Raw genomic sequence first — 22,939 nt, forward strand, 5'->3', positions numbered from 1 at the left:
GTTATACGCACTAAAGTGCTCGCCAAAGCTCCAGTAAAATGATTCTCAATCAGAAGACACTCGAAAAGTTACGACAACTGATAAACGAGGAGACTGAATATAGGTCAGGGCCAAAACTTGTGCAATTCTTTAACAGCCTTGGATTCAGTGACAGCTATGGCCAAGGCTTCCCGTCGCGATGGGCATACACCGATGAAAGGCTTGCCAGGCTAAACGGAACTCCTGGGATTGACCAATGCATATGCACAGTATTCGCTCCAGTTAACTTTGTCGGCCAGTTTGACTATCTTGATAGGCTCCTGGAAGAGTTCAACCAGTATCTGGCTTTTGACAGCTGGAAAGTCGTGAGAGAGGGAGCCGATCTTCGGTTTGCGCGTGTTGATAAGAATCAGGCTGCGACCAACACTGCTAAACTTGAGTTGAACGAAGAGGATCAGTTCCTCAAGCGAGAGTTTTCTAATTTATCCATTGATGCACTTGGACTTGAGGGAGGCTTGGTTGATGTTCTTAATGAGAGAGTAAAAGAGATTGAACGATGTTTCCAGTCAGGCGCATATCTGGCTGTACTTATACTGGCTGGGAGCACCTTAGAAGGCCTATTACTTGGCATTGCGGGAAAGCATCCACGTCATTTCAATCAAGCCCAAGCATCTCCCAAAGACTCAGATGGAAAGCCTATGAAGTTTCATCAGTGGAATTTGAATGCTTTGATTGATGTTGCGGCCGAACTGAAGATAATTGAACACGATACAAAGAAGTTTAGTCACACATTGCGTGACTTTCGAAACTACATCCATCCGTTTGAGCAGATGAGCGTTGGATTTAGCCCTAGGGAGGGCACCGCAAAGATATCATTGCAAGTCCTAAAGTCTGCAATATACGACATTGCACAAGGCATTGCCATGCTGGGCGTATAACATTGCCATTCACCTGCGCCGCCACCTCAAGGCCTTCTTATGCAGCCGTCAATCAATGCGGCCAGGTGATGGCAAGCGTTAGACGGAGATGACCATGATCTTTGCACTAGACACGAACGTTTGGATTAAGGAGCGGCTCTTGAGAACTGCCACTGGAGTTGCCTTTCTATATGCAGTTCGACAGGTTGGCGGAAATATCCTGCTTCCTGATACGACACGCAGAGAGATTCTTGCCTGTGTGGAACGAGTTGGTGCGGATGCTGTGCGAAATATTGAGCGAGGGCTGGGAATAGTCCAGCAACTGACCGGTAGTCGTCCAGGAATTACTTTCCCTTCTGAAGATGATGTTCGACAATCTGCCGAGAATAGGTTGAATGAGTTAAGTGATTTAGTCCTGCCAGTCGAGGTCCTTGAAAGGCATCTGAGGAATGCATTAGATCGGGTTCTTGATCATCGCCCTCCAGCCAGGACATCCGAGCAGTACAGAGATTGCATCCTATGGGAGTGCATCTTGGACGTGAATCAGAATTGTCTATTCGTCACCGATGATGGAGACTTTCTCGACAGGCAAGCAAAGGGAACTATTCTTTCGCCGGATCTGGCAGAGGAAGCCGGTGGAAGAGTTAGGTTGTTTGCAACTATCTCAGACGTTCTTAGGTCGATTCAATCTCAGCTCCCGCACGTCGAAGACGAGGCTATTACAAAAGTCCTTGCCGAAGCTGTCTTGTCTGAAATGGAATTGCTTACTTCTGATCAAGGATGGCATGTAGGTCATCGGATCGGCTCATCCGTGGAGCTATACGCAACGGAGCGTCCAAATGCAATTGCAGCCGTATTCACTCTGGAGTTTAAGGTGCTCGGTGGAGAGGATCTCCAAGGAAGGAGCGTTGATGAAGGTGTGGCCAAAGTTTGGGGCGAATGCATGCTATCAGGTGATCTGTGTATTAGCGAGTTAGCCCTGGCTGGAATTCGGCTCTATACTTTAGAGGGCGACCGCATGAAGGGTGGCGCGGTTTTCCTGAGAGGCGGAACATTTACAATTGGCACTCCAGCTGTGCCCTATAGCGTAAGGGCGCTTGTCCCGCGCAGGCCCGTCTAACATCATCATGCACCCGACCCGGCTAAACAGAACTGGTCATCGGCTTGGCCTCCTACGGGCGGGTGATGATGAGCGCTACGCACGGTTGTGATGCCGGGGGTGTTCCTGTGCCAGCAAATTCCACAAAGGAAGACTAAGCTGCCAGAAAAAGGGAGGACTGGCAATGGCAGCTGCGAGCTTTGAGCACGACGGTAAGTCCTATGAGATTAGGGTCATACCTGAGGGAGATGTTGTTCACGTCAGGGCATTTCACAACGACGTGCGCGCCAATCGCTTTACTTACTCGGCGACGTTCGAGGTGCTTCAGGATATAACGGCGCTCCAGGACATGTCACCGATCCAGCATCTCATCGAAATTGCCAAGAAAGACGTAATAGATGGTCTGGAGTAGTGCAATGCTTTTGCCCGATGATGTAGGGACGGGCGCCCCCATCGATGCGACGTAGAACAATGGGTTGGAACGGACGAGGCGAGCTGGACTGCACGCTTGTCGGGAAGTCATTAGAGTCTCGCCTCGCCACTTTGCGCAGTGTTAGGCATCATGAACAGACTCGAACCCCACGCCACGGAACTCGTGCCGGAGCTCGTGCGTAGGCTCTATGCTCTTGTCGGCGAGTTCGAATCACTCTTCCCTGGGCGTGCATTCACACCAGACGGTCATCTCGTCGGATGCACCGCCGAGGTCATGGCAGCCTATCGCTACAACCTCACCCTTCACCGCGCTTCGAGCACCGGTCATGATGCTGTGGCGCCAAATGGCAAGCAGGTCGAGATCAAAGCAACACAAGGAAAGTCCGTTGCCCTCAGCGCTGAACCTGAACAGCTGGTCGTCTTGCATCTTGGCAAGGAAGGCCATGCCACAGAAGTCTTCAATGGTCCAGGGAACCTGGTCTGGTCACACTGCGGCGAAATGCAGAAGAATGGGCAGAGAGCTATCTCGCTTTCAAGGCTTCGCACGCTCATGAATACGGTTCCGGCATCGCAACGCATACCTGAGAGAGAATGATGCCTAACCATTCGTTCCAGCCGACCCACTCCGGGCTACGCCCTCCGTGGGCGGCTGAACTCAAACGTTATATCGCCAAGGCGGCAACAGTCTGATGTATTAGCTCTGAAGATAGGTTTTTAACCTCTCGAAAAGAAGCGGCGACTGATAATGCTGATGCAAGTCTTCGCTCCGAATCATTTCCCACAAGGTAATAGTGATCGAGAACAGATAAGTTCCGAACTTCGGAGTTCCCCCCTCCAAAGCCAAGAGGGAACAGGAGCTCCCGATAGTTGGAAGGCCTATGCCTAATTGTAGCCCTAAGCAGCGCACATTCTAGAATAGAAACATCCAATAGGCTATTGCTGGAAACTGCAGTTAGGGTCTTGTATGAAGGACATCTATGGCTAGGAGATTGCTTAGTTGTTATGCCCATCTTCAAATAGCTATTCCCGGCGGAGTCTGGTATTTCGGCTACATAGAATATCCCCGGTGAGCCGAGGAATCGAGGATTTGAGCGAATCTTGCTCGGAGTTAGCCTTGAGGTCCCCCTGTTCCATGGCAATTGCCCGGCGCCAACTGAAATGGAAGTCATCCCCTTAGTCAAACACTCAAGTGTTGTGGTGTATTCTTGAAAAAACTCGTCAACAATGACAATAGGTTGCCGGAATCTCTCCTCCGGATGTTCACTCGCCGCATAGTAATCAAATGATGCATCAACTAGCGAGCAATCAATCTTTGACAAGATCACATCAAGCGCTTGGTTCATGTCCACCACAGATCTTAAGTTGATTCCACGATGAGTCCAGTGGCTGACTGTCTGTTGAAACTCGATTCCGCTGAAGTCATGCTTCTCGTCTTGGTCAAGGGTGAATTTGACAGGCGTCGTCGTATTAACATATGTCCAGTCTTTATTAATAATCCTGCCAGGAATTGTCAGTGATCGCCATGCGTAGCGAATAGACTCGTCAATATTCTCCAGGGACCGGATCCAGACTTCTTGAGTGGCATCATCTAAGCTTCGAGAAAATTCACACCATGGCTGAAGAAATATGATATGCTCAGACGCAAAAAGGCTGAGACTGTTATTGCAACTAGTCAGTGCTTTAAGATCCAAAGGATCAAAATAGAATGGGATCGGCTCCGTCGCACTCTCGAAAGTCCATGTACTGGAGATTATTCTTGAGGGCTTGGCATTCAAAAAGGCACTTCTAATGTACGAGTCCTTGTCATGGACGCTCGTGAGAGTAAACTCGTTATGACAGTTGCCTCCAAGGTAGCGATTCCTGGCCAAATTATATCTTTGCTGTAGTACTACTCCCGCCCAAGGGCCTTCGCCAACTTCGAATAAGACCCATTGCGACTCGCTACCATTGTAGTTCCATTGAGGAATTACACGTCTCTTCATCATTGTGAAATTCGCTCTAACTATAGCCTCCTTGGCTTCGATGCTTGATCGGCCACGGGGCATTGGCCTCCACTCAGTCATAGTGGCTTGTCGGCATAGTTTGCCCAACATAAGTCTCGAGGCAACTGGCCTCAGTACAGACCAGGTTTGTCAATAGGCGTTTCGCATGCCGTGCATATGCTCAAAATTTGATGGTGGGATCTTCAGCGCTGGGAGACCGATCTACGTTAGGAAAAAGAGATGGCCGGTTCCAGCCTAAACCTTTACACGCAGATACCATGTGACATTCCCCTTAAGTGGACAGGCCCCATCTTACCTCTGCTCCGCAAACACAAGCTGCTTGCCTGCCACTCAAGGGCAGTGTTAGCCAGACGAATCACGCAGCTCATGAACGACCTGGACCGCGCCGTGACTTCGATCCTCGACGCGAGGGGGGCAACGCCCGTTTGTCGAAGCACCCTGGTGGCAATCACCGGAATCGACGGTTGTGGCAAGGGCTTTGTGACGGCACGGATCGCGAAGCTCCTCCGAACACATGGGATTCGGGTAGCGACGATCAATGCGGACGCGTGGTTGAACCTTCCCAGTAGACGTTTTGCTTCAGCCAACGCCGCTGAACACTTCTACCTCAACGCGATCCGCTTCGACGACATGTTCACCCAGCTTGTCCTTCCGCTCCGCGATCGCCGTTCGTTGTGCGTTGAGGTTGACTTCGCGGAGGAAACTGCCACCGCATACAGGCGGCACCTTTACGAGTTCGAACGGATCGACGTGATCGTGCTGGAGGGGATTTATCTCCTGAAACGTTCTCTGCAATCTCAATACGACAGATCATTCTGGATCGACTGCACCTTTGAGACGGCGTTGGAACGTGCCGTCTCACGAGGCCAGGAGGGCCTGTCTCCAGACGACACAGCCCGTGCGTACCGAACGCTCTACTTCCCTGCGCAGGACATTCATATCGCACGGGATCATCCCAGAGCGGCCGCCACGGCGATCATCAGCAACGATCCCCGGCTCAGTGCCTATGGTGCGCAGAGTCGATGGGCTGGCTGAGCATGCACACGCCCGACCCAAGCTTTGTGGCAGGCGACGGACTCAGACGAGCCCTCGAACTGCTCATGTCACCGGATGGTCTTACGGGCGACCTGCCACCTGGGCTGCCCGAGACCGGGGTCGGTGAGGCTCGGGTGCTCGAAATGATGTCCGGACGCGTCCTTGGAGAGGCTGCCCGGCTCGGTTCATCCAGCTCGCTCGCTCACATGGACCCGCCCACGCCGTGGATCACGTGGGCGATGGCCTTGTGGGACGCCAGCCTCAACCAGAACATGCTCCATGAGGTCACATCGCCCTTTGCCACCCAGGCGGAGGCGCTCGTCCTGGCTTGGCTGACGCCGTATTTCGGCATGCAGGGCGGGCACTTCTGCTCCGGTTCCACGCTTGCCAATCTCACTGGACTCTGGGCGGCGAGAGACGCCGCAGGCGTGAAGACCGTCGTGACGTCGGCTGCTGCGCACCTCAGCGTCGAGAAGGCCGCCCGACTGCTCGGGCTCGCGTTGGTGAAGGTCCCTGTTGACGCGCTAGGGCGGCTTGATCGCGAGCAACTGCCTGACCTGACCGACGCCTGCCTGGTGCTGACCGCTGGCACGACCTCGACGGGTTCGATCGACCCTCTCGATCTGGTCGGCACCGCGAAATGGACACATGTCGACGCCGCGTGGGCAGGCCCACTACGACTCAGCCACGCTCACGCCGGCAAGCTCGACGGGCTCGATGGCGCTGACTCCGTGGCGGTATCGGCTCATAAGTGGTTGTTCCAGCCAAAGGATTCGGCACTCGTACTATTCCGCGAGCTCGAGGTCGCAAACGCGGCAATCAGCTTCGGCGGAGGCTATCTGGCCAAGCCCAACATCGGTGTACAGGGCTCGCGATCTGCTGCGGCCATTCCGCTGCTCGCGACCCTGCTCGCCTGGGGGCGCGAAGGTCTTGCGCAGCGACTTGATCGCTTGATGGAGGTGGCTGACGCGCTGGCGGATGCGATCGAGTCAAGCGATCACCTGGAGCTCTGGAACCGGCCGCAATCAGCGATCAATGTGTTTCGTCCAACGAACCGACAGAGCGACACCTTCATCCAGGCAGCTCCCGCAGGCATGTTGTCGACGTGTGTTCTTGATGGTGAGGTTTGGGCTCGGTCGGTAGCGGCGAACCCTTCAGTCGACGTGGATCTTGTGATCGAGAGTGTTCTCGCAGCAAGTCGAGCTAATGTCTAAAAGGCGCTTCGAGCAGGCGCACAGCTCACACGTACCACGTTAGAAGGAGCAAGACGTGATTCTAGTGACCGATCTATGCTCAATCTAGTCTTTCTCGTGGCATAGGAATTGTGGACTCATTCTGCATGTAGAGGCGCGGACCTTAGGAGGCATTAATTCATTGTGCTATAGAAGCTTCTCACACTGGACCTTTGACTTATTGTAGGTCTCAATTTGCTTTGCTGCTTCAAGCATGTAAGCCGATGATGTGTATTCTTGGTCTGCCATGAACGACGTAAAGGCTTGTATGGATGCACGCATGTGCGCCAAGAATGCGGTCTTTCCCTTAGAAAGGCACTCTGGAACCTCCCTGCTGGCTAACTCCTCCTCTCGCTCGCGTAACTTCAATACTGGCCCCGCAAGGGCAATCCTGCCAGTCGCAGTAGCAATCTGAAGATCAGAATTCCAATCTGTTTCGAGTTTGTCCATTCTCGCAACAGCGCGTTGAATCTCTTTTTTCTTCTGATCTGTCACGCAAGCATGAACAGTAATTGCTAGCAGTGCAACTAGTCCAATAATGCCAAGCAGCGGCTTATGCTTGCCCAGCCGATGGGGTTGGTGGCCTGAGTCGTCACTCGATGTAGGATGCGGTGGGGGCGGTGCGGGGAATTTATTCAACTTTTGAATGGAAATAGAACTACTATCCTTAGCAACCTAGCACGTCCTTGTTGTTAGTTGGAGGCGTGTTTCTCTGTCCGCAAGTCAAGGGCGTCATCGCCTGTCTCTGTATAGGGTAATGCCCTTCTGGCATCCAGATTTAAACGGCGGGAACGCAGAATCTATGCTCGACTAGGCGCTCCGGTCCGCTGCTGATCTTTAGCGTTGGACAAACCAACCACGGGATTGAGGCCACGTGCGAATCGCCATCATTGCGCTGGGTAGTCGTGGCGACGTGCAACCGCACGTTGCGCTCGGAGTGGGGCTCAAGCAGGCGGGGCATTCGGTTCGCGTTGTCACATCCAGCGACTTCGGCGAGCTCGTGCGGGCTCATGGGCTGGAGTTCTGCGACACGGGGGTGAGCACCGAGGCGATCGCCAGCGAGATGCATGACCTCCTGGAAGCAGGCAACGTTCTGAAGATCATGGCCGCGATGGGGGTGTCGGCAGAACGGGTGGCGGTCCAGGCGGCGACGAATGGTCTTGCCGCCTGCGAAGGCGTCGACGTGATCGTGAGTGGGCTGGGCGGGCTGTTTGTTGCACAGGCGCTTGCAGAGAAGCTTGCTGTTCCGTTCGTGCAGGCCTACCTGTATCCGTTTTCGCCAACCAGCGCGTTTCCGGGCGTGCTCACGCCAGTCCCTCACACGCCGCTCACGTCCTGGGCGAACGCTGCGTCCCATCGCGTCACCCAGCAGATCCTGTGGCAATCGTCGCGATCGGCGGACGCGATCGTCCGGGTGAAGGTTCTGGGTCTCAAGCCGTCGGGCTTCTGGGGGCCGTTCGCTGCGCTGGCTGGCGCGGGCCAGCTGTGCCTGTATGGATACAGCGCACACGTGATTCCGGTGCCGCCGGATTGGTCCTCCCGGAACCATGTCACGGGCTACTGGTTCCTTGAACCTTCAGAGGAGTGGCACCCGCCGGCAGAGCTGGTGGCCTTCCTTGAAGGGGGGGCAGCTCCGGTGTACGTCGGGTTCGGAAGCATGGGAAGCAGCAACCCGGAGGCGACGGCAGAGCTGGTGCTGGAGTCGCTGCAGCGGACCGGCCAGCGTGGTGTTCTCTCCTCCGGCTGGGGCGGACTCACAACGAACGATCTGCCCGATTCCGTTTACATGGTGGGGTCAATCCCACACGCGTGGTTGTTCCCGCGCATGGCGGCCATCGTGCACCACGGCGGCGCCGGCACCACAGCCGCAGCCTTGTCGGCTGGCGTGCCTTCCATCGTCACGCCTGTGCTGGGCGATCAGAGCTTCTGGGCCAGGCGTGTCAGCGACCTGGGAGTCGGGCCGACGTGCGTACCTCGGCGCAAGCTCACTGTTGAACGTCTGAGTGAGGCCATCGAGGTTGCTGTCAGTGATGACACGATCCGCGCCAAGGCAACCACGCTCGGTGAGCGGATTCGGGCGGAGGATGGAGTTTCAACGGGCGTTGACTTGATCGAGCGGTGGTTTGAGAGGGCTGGGTGATACGTCGAGCATTTGGATGCCTCTCTCGCTAAGTCCTCAGGCTTTTTGTGTGCCCCAGGCTTTTCGTCCACGTCAGACTTTCGTCCTCAAGGCGCCAGCCTTGCCTTATGCAGCCGGCTCTTCTCATACCACTCCGCAAACTGCGGCACCCAGCCCTGCAGGTGCGGCCACATCAGATCGCAGAGTTCGCGGATCTCCTGCTGGGCATCGAGCTTGGCGCGTAGATCGAGGAAGTGCAGAAAGGCGCGCAGAGTGAAGCTCACCACGAAGTGTTGGCGGTAGTCGAACGGCAGGATGCCGCGGGCGTGCTCTTCCGCATAGCCGGCATCCAGCAGATCGCGGTAACGCGCCGCTGCAGCACGGCAGAGCTCCAGATCAATGGCCCGCTGCGTTTCGTCGTAGATGTATTTCTTGCCTTGGCGGTCGCTATAGGCGCCCACGGGCCGTAGATAGAACACTTCTTCCAGGTCTATCTCATTATTAGCAGCCTTGCGAATCCGGTCGCCCGTGTATCTCATCGACTGCACATCAAAGCTCACACCAACGCGATGGGTGCGTGCCTGTTGCATCACGGAATGGGGGAACCAGCCCACGTTCAGCACAATCTGGGCGTGCTCGAGTGGGCCGTAATGGCCGCGTTCGCCGGCCAGCAGGCGCTTCACGCAGATCTCACCAGCCTTGGTTTCATCGGGCCAGTCGGCGCGGTCGGCGGCCACGAAGCCCTCGCTGTAGTCCTGATGCATGCCGGCGTACACGCACTGCTGCGGGTTCGGGGTGGCGGCGATCAGCTCAACCCGGAAGCGGGGATCCATCGGCAGGCTCGGTGAGGGGTGGGTGTGTCGTCAGCCGTGGCTGCGCGGGCCGACGGCGGCGGGTTCGCTGCTTTGCGGGCCCTGCTCCAGTCCACTGCTCTTGCCGACGCCGGCCAGGCGCGGCAACGGTTTGTCGTCGAGCAGGGCAATCGTGATCGCGGCCAGTTCCGCCGGGCTGCGCAGGCCCAGCGAGCGGCCGATCGGTTGGCCCTTGCGGTTGAACAGCTCCAGCTGCGGGATGCCGTTCACCTCATAACGATCCAGCTCCGGGCCCCAGCGCGGGTTGTCCACATTCAGCAGCACCACGTTCAGCTTCCCGCGGTTCTGGCTTTCCACCGCCTCCATCGCTGGCGCCATCGTTCGGCACGACTCACACCAGTCGGCGTAGAACTCCAGGATCGTGGGACGTCCATTCGCCAGCGCCACCGGCAGCTCCAGCGACCGCCGCGCCAGCTGCTCCAGCGGCGCCTGCGGTTGCAGCCAGCCGCGCGCGAAGAACAGCACCAGTGCCAGCAGGGCGGCCAGGCCGGCCAGCACCATGCGTTCGCGGCGCCCCAGTGGTGGTGAGGAAATGGGGTCGATGGGCGGTTCGGTCATCGGGGCGTGGATGGCTCGCCTCGGGCTGGGGCACTCTGGCAGCTACGTGCTGCAGGCCGGGGCTGCCTGCGTCAGCATGGGGTTTCGCAGCGCCCACCCCTCCGTTGAAGCGCCGCCTCACCCTTCACTTCCCGCGCCAGGCGGTGCATCAGCCGATCACCTACCGCCTGGCGGTGGATTTCGACATCGCCGCCAAGATCCTGCGCGCCCAGGTGGCCCCCAACCAGAGCGGCACCATGGTGGTGGAGCTCTCCGGCGACATCGACGAGCTCGACGCCGCCGAGCTGTGGCTGGAAAGCCTTGGCCTATCGCTCGATCGCGCCCCCGGGGAGATCCGCATCGACCCGGCCCGCTGCGTCGACTGCGGCATCTGCTCCAGTGTCTGCCCCAGTGGCGCCCTTAGCAGTGCGCCACCCGATTGGCGGCTTAGCTTCGATGCCCAACGCTGCCTGGTCTGCGAACAGTGCATCCCCAGCTGTCCGCTCGAAGCGATCGCGCTGGTGCTGGAGCCCCGATGACTTCGCCTGCCCCCCGTCTGCGCCGGCCATGGTGAAGGCCCAACCGCGTAACGGCCCCGTGCGGGCTCTGCTGCGGCTCACGCTGCTGCCCGTGCGCGCTCCGTTCCTGGTGGTGCTGCTGGCGGTGAGCGCCTACCTCGGCATGCAGTGGGTGCTGGTCTACCCGCACGAAGCGTTGTCGCTGCTGGCCCTGCCACGCCACCAGCAGCTGTTCTGGTCGGTGGAGTGCCTCCACTCGCTGATGGTGGTGGTGCTCTGCACCATGCCCGGCTACCTGCTGGCCCAGGTGTCGCGGCTGATGAACGCCAGCAAGGTGTTCACGCTGGTGTTCTCGCTGCTGGTGGTGAGCGTGCTCGCCATCTACATGATCGATCTGGGCCGCCTGGTGGCCGAGGTGATGATCCTCGGCTCCTCGGTGTTCCTGGCCCGCCTCGACCTCGCCCGCATCCGGGTGGTGCCCCCGCCGCCGCAGCTGGCCCTGGTGCTCAGCCTCTACGTGCTGGTGGGCATCGGCCTGGGGCGCTGGCTGTTCCTCGAGGGGATCTGGCGGCCGCTGCAGGTGTGAGTGAGCTGATCGAGGCTGCGGCCTTGCGGTGGATGCTCAGCAGCCTTGCTGTTGCGCCAGCGCCTGGTAGCTCCACACGTTGCCAAGCACCTTCTTCACGTAGAGGCGGGTTTCGGGGAACGGGATCGCCTCCACCCACAGTTCCGGCTCGCGGCTGAGCGAGAGGCTGGGGTCGGCCGGCTCCTCCAGCCAGGAGCCCACGGAGCCCTGGCCGGCGTTGTAGCTGGCGGCTGTCAGGAAGGGATTGCCGCTCCACTGGCGCAGCCGCTGGTTCAGGTAGCGGGCCCCCAGCGGCACGTTCACCTCCGGCTGGCGCAGCTGTTCATCCGATACGGGCGCCCCGGCCAGCTCCGCCGCCGTGGCCGGCATCAGCTGCAGCAGCCCCACGGCGCCGACCGGCGAGCGCACCCCCGGCGTGAAGCGCGATTCCTGCTTCGCCACCCCCAGCAGCAGGGCAGGGTAGAGCCGCTCCGCCGTGGCCGCCGCCCCGAAGATCGCGCCGAAACGCAACGGATGCAGCGCCTGCTCCAGCGGCAGGCTGGCGCGGCAGCTGGCGCCTACCCAGCGCAGGCTGGCCAGTTCCAGCTGCCCCAGGCTCGTCCAGTCGTCGCCCACGCCCTGGCGCAGGCGGCCCTCCACCGTGAGGTCCGCCGGCTGCTGGGGCGGCTGGTTGCGGCGCGCCGTGCGCCAACGCTCCCAGCTCTCCAGCGGCTGGTCCAGCCGCCACAGGCGGTTGAGGTTGCCGTTGCCGCTGCGCAGCGGCTGCCACGGGGGGGCGGGCGGCATGGTGTCCTCGCTGCTGCCGTTGCTGCGCAGGGCGAGCGGGGCATCCAGCCCCAGCCGCACCCGTGCCCGCCAGCCGTAGTAGCCCCAGGGGTTGCGCTCCAGCAGCTGGCTCCAGGAGCGGCGTGCGGCCTCCTGCTCGCCCAGTTCCTGCTGCGCGTAGCCCAGCCAGAACAGTTGCCGTGCCGCCAGTGGGCTGGGCAACTGCTGCGGCTCCAGCGCCGAGAGCAGCACCGCCGCCGCCGCCCAGCGGCGCTTCAGCAGGGCCTCGCGCGCCAGCTCCCACTGCAGCTCCCAGCTGGCGGGATCGGTGGGCCAGCGGCCCAGCACCTGCTGCCAGCCCCTGCCGCTGGTGGCGGCGCGGCGGGCTGCCACCGGCGCGCTCTGCTGCAACGCCTGTGGCAACCGTGCCAGCCGCGCCAGGGTTGTCGGGCTGTCGTTGCCGCTCAGCAGGCGGGCGGCCTCCAGCGCTTGCGGTGCCTTCGGCCAGCGGCTGGCCAGGGCCAGCAGCCGCGCTTCGCCCGCCTGGTTCTGGGCCGCCGTGCCCTTCAGCAACGCCCGGCCGATCACCAGCTCCGTGGCCGCATCAGACGGCGCCCCCGCCAGGCAGGCCGCGGCGGCGGCGCCATCACCCAGTTCCCCCAGCCCCCGTGCCAGCACCCGCCGCTCGGCGGCGCTCAGTGGTGGCGCCTTCAGCTGGCAGGTCTGGCGCAGCAGCCCTTCAGCCCCTGGCCAGCGCGCGCCCCAGCGGGCCAGGTGCAGGGCGCCTGCCCGGCGCTGGGCCGGCCCCGGGCCCGCCTCGGCGGCGGCGGCGAGCGCGGCGGGGTGGGCGGGGAAACGGCGCCACAGCTGTGCGCGCAGGGCAGGGTCATTGCGGCCCAGCGCATAGAGCGCATCGGCGCTGGCGGGGTCGGCCGGGAAACGGCGCAGCAGCTCGCGCCAGCGGGCCGTGGCCAGCAGGGGTTGCCCGAGCTTGCCGGCCGCCAGTGCATCGAGCTTGAGCGCCACCGCGGCGAGCGGATCGCGCCCCCAGCCCTGGCCCTGCAGCAGCTGGTGCTGGCGGGCCGGCGTGGCCGCCGCCCGGGCCGTGAGCAGCAGGCTGGCCTCGCGGCGCCGCTCCGGGTCCAGGTCCCACTGCCGCGTGCGTTCCAGCGCCGCCGTGGCGGTGTCGGGGGTGGGCAGGGGCCGGGCGTTCAGCGCCTGGCGGCCCAGCACCAGCAGGGCCAGGCTTCCCAGCACGGTGAGCGCCAAGGTGCGTGGGCCGCGCGTCGGGGCAGCGGCCGTTGGCGGACTGGGCACAGGCGGCAGGGGTGGCGCTGACGCCGGCAAAGTCTTGGCATTCTGGAACCACGTCTCCGATCGCCATGGCGCTGCGGCCCTCCCTGCCTCCCTGGTTGACGACCCTGCCCGGTGCCCGTCAGCGCCGCCGCGCCCTGGCCGTCACCGCCCTGGCGGCGGGGGTGTTCTTCCTCCGCCCCTTCTGGCCGCTGCGGGTGTTGCCCGGCTGGGTAGTGGGCGCTCTGCTGCTCTGGGCGGTGGTCGAACTGGTGCGCTGGGTGTGGTGGCCCCGTCGCAGCGTGTAGCTGGCGCCGCCTGGAGCGTCCGCCTGGAGGCCTGCTCCTAATCTGCGCCCAGCGATTGCGTGTTCATGGCGGAGCCGGCCCCCCTGCCCATCGGCCCGCCACTCAGTGCCGGTGGCACCTGGTTCGGCACCGACGGCATCCGCGGCCGCGTCGGCACCCATCTCACGCCCCTGCTGGCCCTGCAGGTGGGCTACTGGTGCGGCCAGGTGCTGCCGCCCGAGGGGGCGGTGCTGGTCGGCATGGATTCCCGCAGCAGCGGCCCGATGGTGGTGGCGGCGCTCACCGCCGGTCTCACGGCGGCCGGTCGGGAGGTGTGGGATCTCGGGCTCTGCCCCACCCCCGCCGTGCCCGGTGCGATCCGGCGTTGCGGTGCCGCCGGCGGGCTGATGGTGTCGGCCAGCCACAACCCGCCCCACGACAACGGCATCAAGGTGTTCGGCCCCAGCGGCGACAAGCTCGACCGGCAGCAGCAGGAGGTGATCGAAGCCGGCCTGCGCGGCCGTGCCACCGCCACGGCCAGCGCCTCCTCCGGTGTCTGCGGCGCCGTGCGGCAGCGGCCCGAGCTGCTGGCCGCCTACACCGACACCCTGCTGGCGAGCGTGGCGGGGCGCCGCCTGGACGGTTGCCCGATCGTGCTCGACCTCTGCTGGGGATCGGCCACCGCCTGCGGTGAAGCGGTGTTCCGCGCCCTCGGCGCCGATCTCACGGTGCTGCATGGCAACCCCGACGGCAGCCGCATCAACGTGGGCTGCGGCAGCACCCACCTGGAGCCGTTGCGGCAGGCGGTGCTGGCCCATGGCGCGGCGATGGGCTTCGCGTTCGATGGCGACGCCGACCGCATGCTGGCCGTGGACGGCCGCGGCCGGGTGGTGGACGGCGACCAGATCCTCTACCTCTGGGGCGGGGAGCTGCTGGCGGCCGGTGAGCTGCCCGGCAGCCGCCTGGTGGCCACGGTGATGTCCAACCTGGGCTTCGAGCGGGCCTGGCTGGCGCGTGGTGGTGTGCTCGATCGCACTCCCGTGGGCGATCAGCACGTGCATGCCGCCATGGCCGCCAGCGGCGCTGCCCTTGGCGGTGAGCAGTCGGGCCACATCCTCTCGGCCCATCACGGCATGAGCGGCGATGGCCTGCTCACGGCCTTGCAGGTGGCCACTCGCATCCACGCCGGTGCCGGCTCCCTGGCCGACTGGATGGACACCAGCTTCTCGCCCTATCCCCAGGTGCTGGTGAACGTGATCGTTCCCGACCGCCAGCGGCGTCAGCACTGGCAGGACAGCCTGCCCCTGCGCGAGGCGGTGGCGCAGGCGGAGGCGGCCATGGGCGGCGAAGGCCGGGTGCTGGTGCGGGCCAGCGGCACCGAACCGCTGCTGCGGGTGATGGTGGAAGCGGCTGAACCCGCCGCCGTTGATCACTGGTCGTCGCATCTGGCCGATCTGGCGGCCGCCGAGCTCAACGGGGTTTGATCAGAGGCCAGCCAGCTGATCGGCGGCAAGGCTGAGGGCACCGTCGCAGGCATCGCCGGCGGCCTCCACCAGCGTGGCGCCCGGCAGCTGGGTGGCCAGCGCCCGCCGGTAGGCCGCGGCGAAGGTCGGCAGGTGGCGCAGGGCGCCGCCCTGGCCGCACACCCGCGGCTGCCCCAGTTCCAGCGCCGCCGCCACACCATGCACCAGCGCGGCGAGGGCGTCGGCGGAGCGCTGCAGCACCGCCAGCGCGTCTGCATCGCCTGCCGCCGCCAGCGCCTCCACGCAGGGGGCCAGCCGTGCGAAGCCGGCGGCCCCGAACGCCGGCGCCACCACCATCGCCTTCACCCGCTGGGCCGTCACCAGCTCCTCACCAGAAGCGAGGGCCTGCCACAGCGCGGCGCGCAGACCAGTGTCCGGCCGCCGGCCATCGGCCATCTCCAGCGCCAGTGCCAGCGCGTCGCGGCCCAGATCGCAGGCGGAACCGCCCTGGTCGAGCAGCCAACCCCAGCCGCCGCAGCGGTGCTCGCGGCCGCGGCCGTCGCGGCCCAGCGCGATGCAGCCGGTGCCGCTGATCACCACGATGCCGGCGCCGGCGGGGCCGTCGGCGCTGAAGGCGCCTCGCAGGGCGGTGCGCTCATCGCCGGTGACCAGCACGCGCCCCGTCGGCAGCTGCAGGGCCGCCGCCGCCAGCGCGTGCCCTCGCAGCTGCACGCCGCTGCCGTGCTCGATGCCGCTGGCACCCACGCCTGCGGCGGCCAGCCGGGGGGCACCCGGCCCCGCCAGCGGCGCCCCGACCATCCCAGCCGCGCCCAGGGCCGCCTGCAGGCTGGTGCGCAGGGCGTCGCCGAAGCGCTCCTCGCCGCCGGCGGCCTCCAGATGGCTCACCCCCGGCCCCTGGCCCTCCGCCAGCACCCGCCAGCCGCCGCCGGGATCCACTGCCGCCAGGCGGCAGGTGGTGTGGGTCTGGCCGGCATCGAAGCCGGCCAGCAGGGCGGGCGGCTCGCCGCCATTGATGCGGAGGCCCTCAGCCATCCGCTCGGGCGGCGGCCGGCAGCGTTGACAGGGTGGCCAGGCAGAACCAACCGCTGAGCTGCACCTCCGGTCGGAAGAAAATCGTGTCGGTGACCCCCTGCACGGCCAGGCCGGCGATCACGGCCACTGCTGCCAGGGCCGGCAGGGCCTGGTGGCCGTTGGCGCGCACCTGGGTCAGCCCCAGCCGCACACTGGCCACCAGCAGCCCCAGCCCGGCCAGCAGGCCGGGGATGCCACCTTCCACCGCCAGTTCCAGCGGGATCGAGTAGGCGCTGAGCGCGTTGAATTTGGGTTGCTGGTACAGCGGATAGATCAGGTTGAAGGCGCTGTTTCCCGGCCCGATGCCCAGCCAGGGGCGGTCCTTGATCATCTCGATCGCCGCCATCCACACGTTGATGCGGAAATTGTTGGAGCTGTCCTCCCGGCCGGCGCCCAGGCTCATCACCCGCACCCGCAGCGGCTCCACCTTGGCGATCGCCACCGCCAGCACCAGCCCCGCCAGCACCATCAGCAGCAGTGGAAACACGCGCCGCCAGAACACCGGCCAGTGGCGGGTGAAGCGCAGCAGCAGCAGCACCGCCAGCACCCCGTAGGCGGCCACCAGGCCCAGCCAGCCGCCGCGGCTGTAGGTGAGCACCAGGGCCGCACTGCCGAGCACGGCGGTGGTGAGCGCAAACAGCCGTGCGCTCAGTCGCTGCCAGCGCAGCAGCGCCACCACGGCGATCGGCAGGATCGGCAGCAGGTAGCCGGCCAGCAGGTTGGGGTTGTCGAGCGTGCTGTAGATCCGCACCGTTCCCTGCGCCACCGAATTGGGATCCGACCAGCGGGCCAGGGCGGAGGAATCGGCGTAGAGCTGGCGGATGCCGATCACGCTCACCAGCAGGCTGCCGCCCAGCAGGCAGGCCGTGATGCGGTCCCACCAGGGCGGCGCCGTGGCCAGCAGCTGCCGCATCAGCGCGTACACCCCGAGATAGCTCAGCAGCTTGATCAGCCCGTTGGCCGCCGCTGCCGGCACCGGCGAAAAGCCCGTGGCCAGCACCGACACACCCAGCATCACCAGCAGCCAGCCGCTGATCGGCCCGATCCGCCCCGCCGGTGTGCATAGCGCCCACAGCAGCCACAGCAGCCCCGCCGCCGTGATCAGCAGGCTGAGGCCGGTGCGGGTCACCAGCGGCAGCCCGGCCATCAGCGCGCAGAGCACCAGGCCGGCCAGCAGCGGCAGGCGACGGCCCAGCGGTCCGGCTGCCCAGCCCGCCAGCAGGCCCTGCCAGCGCAGTAGCCAGGGAACGGAGCCGCTGGCGGGGCCCAGGGCGGTGGGGGAGGTGGAAGACATTCAGGCGCCGGGCGTGGGCGGATTATGGGTGCGGCAGGCGGCTTGCTCCAGCCCCCCCGGATCGGGTGCGGCCGCGCCGTTGCGCCGGTACAGCACCCGGTACACCGGCAGCCCCAGTGACAGCACGTGCTGCTCCCGCTCGGTGGCCACCGGCAGCGGGTTCGTGGGGCGGTACGGCCGCGGGTCTTCGGCGGGCCGCTCGAAGCACCCGCTCGCCTCGGTGACCTGCACCATCGGCACGATCACCGCCTCCACATCGCTCTGCAGCAGCAGCTCGCCGCCGGGGGGCAAGGCCGCCGCCAGGGCCGCCACCAGCGCCGGCTGCAGCACCCGCCGCTTCTGGTGCCGTTTCTTGAACCAGGGATCGGGGAACTGCAGCGTGACCCGCTGCAGGCGGCCCGGCGGCAGCTGCGCCAGCCAGTCCAGCAGGCTCACATTGGCGTTGCAGAACAGAAAGCGCAGGTTGTCGAGCTGCAGGCTGCGGCGGTCGTGCTCGGCGGCCTCCACCAGCACCCGGCGGATCTCCACCCCAAGAAAGTTGGTGCCCGGCTGCAGCGGCGCCATCGCCAGCAGGAAGCGGCCCCTGGCGCTGCCGATGTCGAGATGGAGCGGCAGCTGGGGCTGGGCGAACAGCTCCACCAGCGGCGGCAACGGCCGCGGCTGCTGGTGCACCCGGCTGAGCGGGTTGACGTGCTGACGCACCAAGGCTCAGCCCTCGGCTCGGGCCGCCGCGGGGGGCACGCCGTCGTCGTCGTGGTTGGGCACCAGGAAGCCCCAGCTGGCCGTGTAGCCGTGCAGGTGGGTGGTGCCAGCCACCGGGCCGATCTCGCCGTTGCAGAAGGCCCCGGCGATGGGCACCTGCGGGAACTGCTCGCGGCACACGCTCACATCGCCATCGGGCTGGCCGTAGAGGCCTTCGCCGCGGCCCAGGCAGGCGAACAGCAGCGCCACCAGGGGCGCGTCGTCGATACGGGCCTGGCGGCGCAGCAACTGCCGCAGTTCCTGGCGCGAGGCGGCCGCATCGCGGAGCTGGAACTGCACCTGCTGGCCCACCCGCAGTTTTTCCGCCACGGCCACGGCGCCGTTGCGCGGGTCGACGCCCAGCAGATTGCGCACCAGGAAGGCGGTGGGCTCCGCCTGGCTGCTGTCACCGGGAAGGCTGAAGTTGCTGCGCGCCACGCCCAGGAACAGCGAATGGCGCACCTGCTCCCGTTCCGCCGGCGTGAGCGACTGCAGGATCCCCTGCAGGCAGTTGACCGGGCTGTTGGTCTGCGCGCCGGAGCTGAGTTGCAGCACCACGTTGCGCTCCGCCTGCTCGATCTCGAACACCGGCCCGATCGGCCGGCAGCCCTGGGCTACCACCGGATCCAGCCTCCAGGCGCCGCCGATCAGACAGCCCACCGCGCCGGTGAGCACGCGGCCGTCAAACAGCAGCGAGCCGTGTTCGGCGCTGTGGTGGCCGGCGATGCCGCCCACCTTGGCGGCTGACGGGTAGGCGTAATCCAGGCCACTGATCAGATCGTTGATCTTCTGGCAGGTGGGATCCACGAACAGGAGCATGGAGCGGGCCCGCTCCGGGTCGGCGCCCACCCAGTTGATCCAGTCGAGGTTGTCGCCATCGAGATCGGGCAGGGAGGCCGGATCCAGCTCGAACAGCTGCAGATCGGCCCCCGGCAGCCGCAGCAGGGTGACGCTCAACGCCGGCTGCTGCTCCAGTTCCCGCGCCTGCCCGCTGGCATCGGTCCCGACCACTCCACCGCCGGCGCAGCCGATCCAGTGGCGTGCATTCAGGCGGCTGCGCAGCAGCGGCAGCAGGCGTGGCAGGTCACTGGCGTAGCTGGTGGAGCAGAACACCAGGGCCAGATCGTTGGCGCCACGGTTGCCGAGGGCCTTCGCCACTTCCTCGACAGCGGCTTCCAGGGACGGCTGACGGGACAGGGCCGTCTGGCACGAGGCCGGCGCTTCACCGCGTTTGAGCCAGGAGGGCAGGGAAAGCGCAGCCATGGACTGGACCCTACTGCCGGAGCACGACTACGGATAATGGCGCTTCCCGTACCGCCCCTGTGCCAGATCTGCTTTATCGGACCCTGGTCTGGCTGGATTACCGCCTGGCGGTGGTGTTCGCCCTCGGGCTTCCGTTCGTACTGCTGGTGTGGGCCGTCGCGCGGCGGGAAGGCGCTCTGGTGCGTCTGCTCTCCATTTACTGGAAGGTGGCCAGCTTGCTGGGCATCTCCGTGCTGCTGCTGATCGATGCCCGCCCGCTGGGTTACGTGCTGGCGTTGGTGGCCGAGGTGCTGGTGGTGGTGGCGGTGTGGTTCTGGGTGGATCTCAACGAGGAACTCGACGATCTGCCCCCCTGGCGGCCCCTGCCGCTCACCGTGCGGGCCTGGCGCTGGGCGCTCACCGTCTACGGCGTTACGGCAGCGATGCTGAGCGTCACGGCGCTCACCTGCCTGGTGGGTGGGGTGAACCGGCCGGTGTGCCAGGTGTGGCTGGAGGCGCCCCGGCAGCTGCATGCCGTGGCCGTGCGGGTGTTCGGCTTCGTGTTCGGCGGGCAGCTCACCCCAGGGCTCACGGCCTTCTTCGGCTACCTGGCGCTGGCCTTCTACGCGGTGGGGATGCTGCAGTGGCTGCTGGTGCGGCTGCCCCGCTTCGGCCGGGTGGCGGGCGGTTTCTGATGGGGCCGGGCCCGTCGTCACTGCTGCAGCGCCTTGAGCAGATCAGCCGCGAGCACCCCGACCGCGTCCTGCGCTTGCGCGGGCAGCTGCCCCTGGCGCTGGAGGCCGCTGCTGAGGTGGAGGCTGCTGCTGCTCAAACCTCTGCCTGGGAGCCCTTTGAACTGCTGATTTTTCGCGGTTTCTCGAGCAGCGTCACCCACCCCACCGCCTACGACCCCGACCAGAGCGCCTTACCGCCCGGTGCCGTGCTCGGCAGCGCCGAACTGCTGGCCGGCCCGCTCGATCCCAGCAACGAGCAGGTGCTGGTGGCGGCCTGTGCGTTGGACGGTTTCCTCGACCCGGCGGCCTGGGCGTGAGCCGAGCAGGCAGCCCGCCGCCGCACGGCGCTGCCGCAGGGCATCTGCCTCACGGGCCAGGGCTGCCCCGGCGGGGGTGAAGTAGCGGAAACGAGCCTGATCGGTATACAGCAGGGGCCAGCGGCTCTGCACCTGCCGCTCGGCCTCCTGCCGGCAGGCCCGCAGGGCACCGAAATCGATCGCCGGGGCCTCGGCTGTGCCAGCCCCGGCGGCCTTGGACGTCCCGGCCACTGGCGGCACCACTGCCGGCGCCTCAGCCGGCGCCTCAGCGGGCGCCTCCAGGTCGGGGCAGATCTCGCGGCGGGTGCGCGACAGCAAGGCCGTTTCCGCCGCCAGTGCCTGGCGCAGGACCTGCTCCAGCGCGGCCCGGAGCGCCTCGCAGTGGGCAGTGGGCCCAGCACCACCAGCGCCTGCTGCGCTGCCGGTGCCGCCGGCGATCACCAAGCCCAGACCCAGGCCTATACCCAGCCCCAGACCCAGGCCCCGCCCGCTCAAGGCAGGCGCACCGCGCCGCCGCTCACCACGATCCCGCCGGTGGGCGGAACCGTCACCCGCAGCTGGCTGGGCCGGCCCATGGCCTCGCCCTGGCGGATCTGCAGCGTGGTGGGCACGGGGACCAGGCCAGCGGCGCGCAGGTACCCGCCGAGCGCGGCAGCGGCCGAGCCGGTGGCCGGATCCTCCACCACCCCGCACACCGGAGCGGGGTTGCGGCTGTGGAACAGCTGGCGGTCCTGGCGCCACACCAGCTGCAGGGTGAGCAGGTCTTCGCGCAGCATCAGCGCCTTGAGGGGTTCGAAGGCGTAGTGGAGCTGGGCCAGGCGTTCGGCCGTGGCGGCGGCCAGCACCAGGTGCCAGGCGCCTGCGTAGGCCTTCACCGCTGGCAGGGCCGGGTCGAGCTCCGCCGCCTGCCAGCCCAGGGCCTCGAGTGCCCCGGCCACCAGGGCCTCAGAGGCCGGCGCCTGGCGGGGTTCCACCGAGGTGAGCGACGCCTGCAGCACGCCCTCCCGCTCCTCCACCTGCACCGGCACCGCCCCCACCGGGGTCTGAAACACGAAGCTCCGGCCTGCTCCGGTGTCCGCCAGCAGCACGGCGGCCGCGATCGTGGCGTGGCCGCAGAAGGGCACCTCCCCCACCGGGCTGAAGTAGCGCACCTGCCACTGGTCGCCGTGGTCTGGTGTGAGGAACGCGGTTTCCGAATACCCCACCGCCGTGGCGAGGCGTTGCATCGCCTCCACCTGCGGCAACGTCTCGCCCATCCAGACCCCGGCCGGATTGCCACCATCGGCGCGGTCGGTGAAGGCGGCCAGGCGGTGCAGCTGGGAGGGCAGGGTGGGGGAAAGGCTCAACGGATCGCGGCCCCCTCGCCAAGCGAAGCGCCGCCACCGGGGAAGGCATCGGCTGGCGGCAGGTTCAGCTCCGCGGCGGTTGCCGCCGCCCGCAGCCGCACGGTGTAACCCATGTTGGAACCGATGCCGGTGCCGCGGTAGGTGCCCGACACCGGTGCGGCCAGCTGGTGGTCGGGGGCGGCGGCGATCGCCACATGGCCGTCGGCTACGGCCAGACCGAGGCTCGGGTCGTAGGCACGCCAGCCTCCGCCGGGCAAGTACACCTCCGCCCAGGCATGCAGCTCCTGCTCGCTCACCTCCGGGGGGTGGTGCATCGAGTAGCCACTCACGAAGCGCGCCGCCAGCCCCTGGCTGCGGCAGGCCTCCACGAACAGCATCGCCGTGTCACGGCAGGCACCGCAGCGGCTGGTGAGGCAGTCGCTGGCGGGCAGCGGTTCACCGTCAGGCCGGCCCACGTGATGGAAGGTGAGGTGGATGGTGTCGGTGAGCTGGGTGAGGAAATCGAGGGTGTGGTGCTGGGCACCGGCGGCCAGCTCGGCCGCCCAGCTGCGCACCGGCTCCGCCACGGCTCCGCCGCAGCTGGGGGCCAGCGAGGCGGCTTCCCCCGGTTGATAGTGCGCCGGCAGGTGCTGAGCGCCGGCATCGGTGACGATCCAGGCGAACGGGTTGTCGCGCAGGGTCTCCACCACCGACTCCACCTCGATCACCAGCGACTGCCGCTTCTCCCCGAACCACAGCACCACGGCATCACTGCCGTCGGGTTCCACGATGCTCGCCTGGCCCAGGGGGGGCTCCACGATGCGCAGGCTGTGACGCAGCAGACGTTGGCTCGCGTCCTGCCGCGGTGTCAGCCGCAGCGTCATCGGCTCAAGGAAGACCGGATGGTCGTAGCTGTAATCGAGGCGATGGCGGATGTGAAACAGCATCAGTCGGGGGAGTTCGGCCTCGGCGCCGGCTGGTGCAAGGGGGTTTCACCATCGTGCCTCCCGTAGGTTGAGCCGCCGGATCGCTTGGCATTCGCTGACACATGCGTTTG

23 protein-coding genes are annotated in these 22,939 nt (G+C 65.2%); 12 read left to right on the forward strand and 11 right to left on the reverse strand.

The features are described from left to right. Positions 1 to 38 precede the first annotated feature (38 nt). From KBZ19_RS08910 to KBZ19_RS08920, 3 genes are all read left to right on the forward strand, one after another. Positions 39 to 917, forward strand: a complete 879-nt coding sequence (locus KBZ19_RS08910) for a hypothetical protein (RefSeq protein ID WP_255100640.1) — start codon at positions 39 to 41, stop codon at positions 915 to 917. Between the two features lie 88 nt (positions 918 to 1,005). Next, complete coding sequence (locus tag KBZ19_RS08915) at positions 1,006 to 2,016, forward strand: PIN domain-containing protein (protein ID WP_255100641.1); 1,011 nt, start codon at positions 1,006 to 1,008, stop codon at positions 2,014 to 2,016. A 541-nt stretch (positions 2,017 to 2,557) separates the two neighbouring features. Further along, the gene (locus tag KBZ19_RS08920; protein WP_255100642.1) at positions 2,558 to 3,022 is read left to right on the forward strand and encodes a DUF6998 domain-containing protein; all 465 of its coding nucleotides are present in this window, start codon (positions 2,558 to 2,560) and stop codon (positions 3,020 to 3,022) included. 67 nt (positions 3,023 to 3,089) lie between these two features. On the opposite strand, the gene KBZ19_RS08925 is transcribed toward KBZ19_RS08920, so the two are convergent. Beyond that, positions 3,090 to 4,490 carry a hypothetical protein gene (locus KBZ19_RS08925; protein ID WP_255100643.1) on the reverse strand — a complete coding sequence of 467 codons (1,401 nt, stop codon included), beginning with the start codon at positions 4,488 to 4,490 and terminating at the stop codon, positions 3,090 to 3,092. A gap of 306 nt (positions 4,491 to 4,796) precedes the next feature. Between KBZ19_RS08925 and KBZ19_RS08930 the strand changes: the two genes are divergently transcribed. Together KBZ19_RS08930 and KBZ19_RS08935 are read left to right on the forward strand one after the other, a co-directional pair. After that, positions 4,797 to 5,465 carry a uridine kinase gene (locus KBZ19_RS08930; protein ID WP_255100644.1) on the forward strand — a complete coding sequence of 223 codons (669 nt, stop codon included), beginning with the start codon at positions 4,797 to 4,799 and terminating at the stop codon, positions 5,463 to 5,465. Beyond that, positions 5,453 to 6,679 carry an aminotransferase class V-fold PLP-dependent enzyme gene (locus KBZ19_RS08935; protein ID WP_255100645.1) on the forward strand — a complete coding sequence of 409 codons (1,227 nt, stop codon included), beginning with the start codon at positions 5,453 to 5,455 and terminating at the stop codon, positions 6,677 to 6,679. Before KBZ19_RS08930 ends, KBZ19_RS08935 begins: the two co-directional genes overlap by 13 nt. Positions 6,680 to 6,844: 165 nt before the next feature. On the opposite strand, the gene KBZ19_RS08940 is transcribed toward KBZ19_RS08935, so the two are convergent. Then, entirely contained in the window at positions 6,845 to 7,192 is a 348-nt protein-coding gene (locus KBZ19_RS08940) for a hypothetical protein (protein ID WP_255100646.1), read from the reverse strand. A gap of 379 nt (positions 7,193 to 7,571) precedes the next feature. Between KBZ19_RS08940 and KBZ19_RS15105 the strand changes: the two genes are divergently transcribed. After that, on the forward strand, positions 7,572 to 8,837 hold the full coding sequence (locus KBZ19_RS15105; protein ID WP_255100647.1) for a glycosyltransferase: 1,266 nt from the start codon (positions 7,572 to 7,574) through the stop codon (positions 8,835 to 8,837). A gap of 86 nt (positions 8,838 to 8,923) precedes the next feature. On the opposite strand, the gene thyX is transcribed toward KBZ19_RS15105, so the two are convergent. Then, positions 8,924 to 9,649: an FAD-dependent thymidylate synthase gene (thyX, locus tag KBZ19_RS08950; RefSeq protein WP_255100648.1), complete on the reverse strand. Its 726-nt coding sequence runs from the start codon at positions 9,647 to 9,649 to the stop codon at positions 8,924 to 8,926. A 30-nt stretch (positions 9,650 to 9,679) separates the two neighbouring features. Then, positions 9,680 to 10,246 (reverse strand): thioredoxin domain-containing protein, encoded by a 567-nt coding sequence (locus KBZ19_RS08955; protein ID WP_255100649.1) that lies wholly within the window; start codon positions 10,244 to 10,246, stop codon positions 9,680 to 9,682. Between the two features lie 104 nt (positions 10,247 to 10,350). On the opposite strand from KBZ19_RS08955, the gene KBZ19_RS08960 reads away from it, so the two are divergent. Further along, on the forward strand, positions 10,351 to 10,764 hold the full coding sequence (locus KBZ19_RS08960; protein WP_094513552.1) for an NIL domain-containing protein: 414 nt from the start codon (positions 10,351 to 10,353) through the stop codon (positions 10,762 to 10,764). Positions 10,765 to 10,792: 28 nt separating this feature from the next. Beyond that, complete coding sequence (locus KBZ19_RS08965; RefSeq protein ID WP_255100650.1) at positions 10,793 to 11,329, forward strand: hypothetical protein; 537 nt, start codon at positions 10,793 to 10,795, stop codon at positions 11,327 to 11,329. A 36-nt stretch (positions 11,330 to 11,365) separates the two neighbouring features. Here KBZ19_RS08965 and KBZ19_RS08970 read toward each other — a convergent pair whose 3' ends face one another. Beyond that, positions 11,366 to 13,411, reverse strand: coding sequence for a lytic transglycosylase domain-containing protein (locus tag KBZ19_RS08970; protein WP_255100651.1), 2,046 nt, complete (start codon positions 13,409 to 13,411; stop codon positions 11,366 to 11,368). Positions 13,412 to 13,476: 65 nt separating this feature from the next. Between KBZ19_RS08970 and KBZ19_RS08975 the strand changes: the two genes are divergently transcribed. Further along, entirely contained in the window at positions 13,477 to 13,695 is a 219-nt protein-coding gene (locus KBZ19_RS08975) for a hypothetical protein (RefSeq protein ID WP_255100652.1), read from the forward strand. Positions 13,696 to 13,760: 65 nt separating this feature from the next. Next, positions 13,761 to 15,158 (forward strand): phosphoglucosamine mutase, encoded by a 1,398-nt coding sequence (gene glmM / locus KBZ19_RS08980; protein ID WP_255100653.1) that lies wholly within the window; start codon positions 13,761 to 13,763, stop codon positions 15,156 to 15,158. On the opposite strand, the gene KBZ19_RS08985 is transcribed toward glmM, so the two are convergent. From KBZ19_RS08985 to KBZ19_RS09000, 4 genes are read right to left on the reverse strand one after another with little or no spacing between them, the layout of a single operon-like run. Next, entirely contained in the window at positions 15,159 to 16,190 is a 1,032-nt protein-coding gene (locus KBZ19_RS08985) for an N-acetylglucosamine kinase (protein ID WP_255100654.1), read from the reverse strand. After that, complete coding sequence (locus KBZ19_RS08990; protein WP_255100655.1) at positions 16,183 to 17,523, reverse strand: IctB family putative bicarbonate transporter; 1,341 nt, start codon at positions 17,521 to 17,523, stop codon at positions 16,183 to 16,185. The genes KBZ19_RS08985 and KBZ19_RS08990 overlap by 8 nt, the downstream gene beginning before the upstream one ends. Continuing rightward, the gene (gene trmB, locus KBZ19_RS08995; protein ID WP_255100725.1) at positions 17,524 to 18,225 is read right to left on the reverse strand and encodes a tRNA (guanosine(46)-N7)-methyltransferase TrmB; all 702 of its coding nucleotides are present in this window, start codon (positions 18,223 to 18,225) and stop codon (positions 17,524 to 17,526) included. A gap of 6 nt (positions 18,226 to 18,231) precedes the next feature. Then, a complete protein-coding gene (locus KBZ19_RS09000) occupies positions 18,232 to 19,527 on the reverse strand; it encodes an FIST N-terminal domain-containing protein (RefSeq protein WP_255100656.1) in 1,296 nt (431 codons plus the stop codon). Positions 19,528 to 19,586: 59 nt separating this feature from the next. Here KBZ19_RS09000 and KBZ19_RS09005 point away from each other — a divergent pair, with 59 nt between their 5' ends. Both KBZ19_RS09005 and KBZ19_RS09010 read left to right on the forward strand, forming a co-directional pair. Further along, a complete protein-coding gene (locus tag KBZ19_RS09005; protein WP_094514978.1) occupies positions 19,587 to 20,201 on the forward strand; it encodes a DUF3177 family protein in 615 nt (204 codons plus the stop codon). Next, the gene (locus KBZ19_RS09010) at positions 20,201 to 20,557 is read left to right on the forward strand and encodes a hypothetical protein (protein ID WP_255100657.1); all 357 of its coding nucleotides are present in this window, start codon (positions 20,201 to 20,203) and stop codon (positions 20,555 to 20,557) included. Before KBZ19_RS09005 ends, KBZ19_RS09010 begins: the two co-directional genes overlap by 1 nt. A gap of 491 nt (positions 20,558 to 21,048) precedes the next feature. On the opposite strand, the gene KBZ19_RS09015 is transcribed toward KBZ19_RS09010, so the two are convergent. Together KBZ19_RS09015 and KBZ19_RS09020 are read right to left on the reverse strand one after the other, a co-directional pair. Beyond that, positions 21,049 to 21,903: a PhzF family phenazine biosynthesis protein gene (locus tag KBZ19_RS09015; protein WP_255100658.1), complete on the reverse strand. Its 855-nt coding sequence runs from the start codon at positions 21,901 to 21,903 to the stop codon at positions 21,049 to 21,051. After that, complete coding sequence (locus KBZ19_RS09020) at positions 21,900 to 22,829, reverse strand: transglutaminase family protein (RefSeq protein WP_094514970.1); 930 nt, start codon at positions 22,827 to 22,829, stop codon at positions 21,900 to 21,902. Before KBZ19_RS09020 ends, KBZ19_RS09015 begins: the two co-directional genes overlap by 4 nt. Positions 22,830 to 22,939 lie beyond the last annotated feature (110 nt).

Origin of the sequence: Synechococcus sp. L2F (assembly GCF_024345695.1) — a bacterium.
GTDB lineage: Bacteria > Cyanobacteriota > Cyanobacteriia > PCC-6307 > Cyanobiaceae > MW101C3.